Here is a 4,710-nt window from a genome sequence, read left to right as displayed (position 1 = left end):
CCCTGCGCGGCGGTGCGAGGAGTGGGGGCCGGAGGCTCCCGCGAGCGAGCGCCGGGTGGGGCTCAGCTCAGCGGGGGGACGGCCCCTGGCCGCGGTGCGACCCGGAGGGTCGCGGTGAGCACAGCACCGCCAGGGCGTCGCTGCCGAGCAGGTCGGCCATGACGAGGCCCTGCACGCAGCCGGCGACGGCGTTCCAGGCCCCCGCGGCTGCGGCCGGGGCGCCGAAGCCGGCGTCGAGGAACGCCCGGACGGCGAGCAGTTGGGCGGCCGCGAGCGTGCGGGTGCGGCCGGAGACGTGCGCTCCCCACGACGCCTCGTGCATCGCGGTCGCCCACGGACGGCGTGCGGCGCGGGAGGCGTCGACGGCGGCCATCCAGCGGGCCCGGCCGGCGTCGTCGAGCGTGCGCAGCCCGGTCAGCAGCTCCGACAGCTCACCGGTGGCCGGACCGAGGTCCAGCTCCGGTGTGGTGGGCACGCCGGTGGCGACCGCGACGGCGAGCGGGCCGGTGAGCTGGCGGGCCACCAGCGGCGGCAGCACCGCCGCGGCCCACGCGCCCACGGCGGCGTCGGCGAGGACGTCCGCGGCGGCGTCCCGGACGTCCTCGCCGACCTGCGCGACAGCGGGGTGCTCGGGGCCGAGGACGTCGTCCCGGAGCACCCGCTCCACGGCGGCGGCGTCCCCGATCGTGCTGCGCTCGAGCTGGGCGACCAGCACGGCGGCCCGGTCGGCGCCGGGCGGGGGCTGGACGGCGTCGCGCAGCTGCGGGACGGCGGCGGCGAGCTCGCGGGCCTTGCGCGACCGGACGGCGAGGGTGGCGCGCAGCTCCCGGTCGCGGCCCGCGGCCGGGTGCACCGCGGCCAGGTGCTCGAGCGCGGGGGCGTCGGCCGCCAGCCCGGTGAGCAGGGCATCCGCGACGGCGCGGCCGGCCGGCAGGCGGACCAGGTCGAAGCCGAGCGTGGCGGCACTGACCAGTGAGTAGGGCACGGCAGGCCTCCCAGTCGACGTCCCCCGAGGTGAGGTCGACCCAGACTGACCGTGACCGCGACGCGGCGCCACGTGAGCGTCACCCGTTGGCCCGACCCCCGTCGGGTGAGGCCTCGTGCGCCGCACTGCACCGTCCCCATACGGTCACGCTGCGTAGCCGTCGCGAGCCTGAAAAGCCGCGACCCCCGGCCGGGCGGCCCTCCGGAGAGTGGGGCTGCCCGACCGGGGGTCGGGGAGGAGCGTGGCCGCCGGGGAAGACCGGCCGCGCCCGAGTCGTGAGGTGCTGGACGGCCCCCTCGCAGGGGCCCGCGCCGGGCGGAGCGAGGCGTGGGGGGCGAGGGGGTCCTTCCTCAGGCGCTGACGGCCTTCTGCACGTCCAGGGCCAGCAGCAGGTGCCCGTCGAGCTTGAACGCGCCGCGGATCAGTTCCCGCGCCGAGCCGTCGAGGGTGTCCGGCGGCGCCTCGAAGTCGGCCGGGTCGACGTCCACGACGTCGGCGATGGCGTCGACGAGCAGGCTGACCGCCTCGCCGTGCAGCCGGACGACGATGACGACGGCGTCGGTGTCCTCGGGCCGCGGCGGCCGGCCGAGCCGCTCGCGCAGCTCGATCGCGGTCACCACCTGGCCGCGCAGGTTGATCAGCCCGGCGACGGCGGTGGGCGCCAGCGGCACACGGGTCAGCCCCTGGCTCTTGAGGACCTCCTGCACGTGCGCCACCTCGACGCCGTAGAGGTCGCCGTCAAGCCAAAAGGTGGCCAGCTGGCCGCCGATGGCCGGGGCCTCGGTGGGGGTGGACAACTCAGACCTCCAACAGGGAGCCGGGGACGCCGTGCGGCGTCACGGACAGGGGGTCGACCGGGGCGAGGGCGGAGGGGTGGGTCAGGGCGGCGGGGTGGGCCGAGTAGAACGCCGGGTCCGCGGCGAGGATGGCGGCGCGGACGTCGAGCAGCTCGGTGACCTTGTCGCCGAGGACGGCCGAGCCCAGCAGGCCCATGTCGTCGATGTCGCTGCGGACGGCCGCCTCGCCGTCGACGATGTCGAGGATCTCCTCGACCACGATGGCCACGCTGCGGCCGTGGTCGCTGTAGACGATCACCTCGAGGACCTCGCGGTCGCTCTCGCCGTAGGCGCCCAGGTGCCGGTCGAGCCGGACGATCGGCAGGATCGCGCCGCGGTACTGCACGACCTCCCGGTTGCCGACCCGCTCCACCGACTCGGTGCGCACCTGCTCGAGGCGGGTCACCGTGTCCAGCGGGATGGCGACCCGGCGGCCGCCGCCGATCGCGGCCAGCAGCATCCGCTGCCGCTCGGCGTCGGTGGCCGCGGCCTGCAGCGCCGTCGCGCGGGACTCCTGGCGCTCGCCGGTCTCGGCGCGCAGGGCCCGGCGGGCCAGCGCCTGCACGTCGAGGATCAGCGCCACCGTGCCGTCGCCGAGGACGGTCGCGCCGGAGTACAGCCCGATCGCCTTGAGCTGGCCGCCGACGGCCTTGACGACGATCTCCTCGGTGTTGATGACCCGGTCGACGACGAGGCCGAAGCGCCGGCCCTCCGAGCGGAGGACGGCGATGACCACGTGGCCGTCGTGCCGGTCGGAGGCCAGCCCGAGCACGTCGGTGAGCCGGACGAGCGGCAGCAGCTCACCACGCAGCCGGTAGACCGGCGCCCCGCCGACCTCCTCGACGGCGTTGGCGGCCTTCTCGGCGTCCAGGGAGACCAGCTCCTGCAGGCTGATCTGCGGGATGGCGTAGCGGTCACCGGCGCACTCGACGGTGAGCGCCGGCACGATCGCCAGCGTCAGCGGGATGCGCAGCCGGCAGACGGTGCCCCTGCCCGGCAGCGACTCGACCTCGATGGTGCCGCCGATCGCCTCGATGTTGGTCTTCACGACGTCCATGCCGACGCCGCGGCCGGAGACGTTGGTGACCTGGGCGGCCGTGGAGAAGCCCGGCAGGAAGATCATCTGCAGGACGTCCTGGGGGCCCATCCGGTTGAGGGCCTCCTGGGTGACCAGCCCCCGCTCGACGGCCTTGGCGCCGAGCTTGGCCGGGTCGATGCCGGCGCCGTCGTCGGCGACCTCGACCACGACCTGGCCGCTCTCGTGCCGGGCGCGCAGGGTCAGCACGCCCTCGGCGGGCTTGCCGGCCTTCCTGCGGTCCTCGGGTGTCTCGATGCCGTGGTCGACGGAGTTGCGCACCAGGTGGGTCAGCGGGTCCTTGACCGCCTCGAGCAGCGTCTTGTCGAGCTCGGTCTCCCGGCCCTCCATCTCCAGGCGGATCGACTTCTGCAGCTGCAGCCCGAGGTCCCGGACGACCCGGGGGAGCTTGGACCAGATGTGGTCGATCGGCTGCATGCGCGTCTTCATGACGCCCTCCTGCAGCTCGCTGGCGATGAGGTTGAGCCGCTGCGAGGCGCGCACCAGGTCGGTGTCGTTGGAGCGCCCGACGTACTGGACGATCTGGTTGCGGGTCAGCACGAGCTCACCGACGAGCAGCATCAGCTCGTCGAGCAGGTCGACGTCCACGCGGATGGTGCTGTCGGCGACCGCCCGGCGGGCCTGGCCGGCGCCGCTCTCGGACGACGGGGCGGCCTCCTCGTGCGCGGCCTCCGGCTCGGGAGCGGCCTCGGCGACCGGCGCGGGGCGGGGGGCGGGGACCGCCGGCGCGGCCGGGACCTCCGCGACGGGGGCCAGGGGCTCGACCGCGGGCGCCGGGAGCTCGGCGGTGGGCTCGGGGGCCGGCTCCTCGGCCCGCTCCTCGACCGAGGCTTCCGCGACGACCTCGGCGACGGCCGCGACCGGCTCGGCGGCGACCTCGACCGGCTCGGCCGCGGCGGGGCTGTCCTCCATGGCGGCGCTGATCTCCGCGACGACGGCGGAGACGTCGACCGAGCCCTCGCCGCCGGTGGCCTCGATGGAGGTGAGCAGCGACCGGACGGTGTCGACCATCCGCAGCAGCACGCTGGTCCGGTGCGGGGTGAGCGCGAGCGCGCCGTCCCGCAGCCGGGACAGCATGTTCTCGCCGACGTGGGTGACCTCCTCCAGGCGCTGGAACGCCAAGAAGCCGCTCGTCCCCTTGATCGTGTGGATCGTGCGGAAGATGCTCGACAGCCGGTCCCGCGAGTCGGGCTCCTGCTCCAGGGCCACCAGGTCGGAGTCCAGCTGGTCGAGGTTCTCGTGACTCTCGACGAGGAACTCCTCGACGATGTCGTCCAGACCGTCCACGTTGCTCTTCTCTCTCGTCCTCGGCGCAGCGGGCGCGCTTCGGGATGGTCATCGGCGGTCCGCGCCCCGATGTGAAGGCCAATCGCCGCCGCCGGTGACTGCAGCGGCGCCGTCCGGGCCCGGCGCTGCAGCCGGGCCCGGACGACCGCTCAGTAGGTGAAGCGGCCCACCGTCGTGCGCAGGTCGGTGGCCATGCGGGAGAGCTCGCCGACCGCGGTGCGGGTCTGGGTCAGCGCCTGCGTGGTGGAGTCCGCCGCCGCCGAGACCCCGGTGATGTTGCTGGCGATCTGACCCGAGCCCTGCGCGGCCTCGGTCACCGACCGGCTCATCTCGTTGGTGGTCGCGGTCTGCTCCTCCACCGCCGAGGCGATGGTGGTCTGCCGGTCGGAGATCTGGGCGACGATGTGCGAGATCTCCCCGATCGCGGCCACCGCGGCGGTGGTGTCGCCCTGGATGGCCTGCACCCGGCGGGCGATGTCCTCGGTGGCCTTGGCCGTCTCCTGCGC

Annotated in this window: 3 protein-coding genes and 1 pseudogene; all 4 read right to left on the bottom strand. The window is 75.1% G+C overall.

Annotated elements, in window-relative coordinates; translation table 11 throughout:
• Positions 1–67: 67 nt before the first annotated feature.
• Positions 68–985, bottom strand: a complete 918-nt coding sequence (locus tag BLW63_RS25870; RefSeq protein ID WP_091162509.1) for a hypothetical protein — start codon at positions 983–985, stop codon at positions 68–70.
• A 350-nt stretch (positions 986–1,335) separates the two neighbouring features.
• Positions 1,336–1,782 (bottom strand): chemotaxis protein CheW, encoded by a 447-nt coding sequence (locus BLW63_RS25865; protein ID WP_211517317.1) that lies wholly within the window; start codon positions 1,780–1,782, stop codon positions 1,336–1,338.
• Position 1,783: 1 nt separating this feature from the next.
• Positions 1,784–4,204 carry a chemotaxis protein CheW gene (locus BLW63_RS25860; protein WP_091162507.1) on the bottom strand — a complete coding sequence of 807 codons (2,421 nt, stop codon included), beginning with the start codon at positions 4,202–4,204 and terminating at the stop codon, positions 1,784–1,786.
• Positions 4,205–4,353: 149 nt separating this feature from the next.
• Positions 4,354–4,710, bottom strand: a pseudogene (locus BLW63_RS25855) (methyl-accepting chemotaxis protein); the annotation flags it as partial.

The organism is Geodermatophilus africanus (assembly GCF_900107105.1).
Classification (GTDB): Bacteria; Actinomycetota; Actinomycetes; order Mycobacteriales; family Geodermatophilaceae; genus Geodermatophilus; species Geodermatophilus africanus.
Note: the sequence above shows the minus strand (reverse complement) of the source record. Positions and strands in the feature narration are given on the sequence as shown.